Origin of the sequence: Paraburkholderia rhynchosiae (genome assembly GCF_002879865.1) — a bacterium.
GTDB lineage: Bacteria > Pseudomonadota > Gammaproteobacteria > Burkholderiales > Burkholderiaceae > Paraburkholderia > Paraburkholderia rhynchosiae.
The window spans coordinates 1-395 of record NZ_PNXY01000146.1 but is presented as its reverse complement, the minus strand read 5'-3'; the positions used below and the strand labels follow the sequence as shown (position 1 = coordinate 395).

Below are 395 nucleotides of genomic sequence, written 5' to 3'. Positions count from 1 at the left end.
CTTCAATATAGTTATCTCGTCCATCATTAAATACGATTGTGCAGTACGCACCGATAATGTTTTCTTTGTCGATGTTAAAGAAGTCTTGTTCGTGCTTAATCGCTTTGATACGTCCTGTTTCTCCCATTTCTTGCTTGAATGTATCGCCTTTATAAATCACTTGAGCAACAACATCTTGAGCACCTGCATCACGTTTTAACATCATTACATTACCGTGATAGCTACGTTGTAACTGCATTTTGTTGCCGTAAGGAATAAAGTAGCATTGATTTTTAGCTGGATTTAAACCTTGCGTTACCATGTCTAATAAGGCATTTGCTTTGCTTGTATCGTTACAACTCATTAATTTGTTATCTTGTCTGATTTGTTACCATGATTGTTTCATAGCATTAATT

General features: G+C 35.4%; 1 protein-coding gene. It reads right to left on the bottom strand.

From position 1 onward, the window contains the following. Positions 1-343 (bottom strand): recombinase RecT (locus tag C0Z16_RS37210; RefSeq protein ID WP_244201528.1); only part of this gene is annotated, 343 nt, incomplete at its 3' end. Positions 344-395 lie beyond the last annotated feature (52 nt).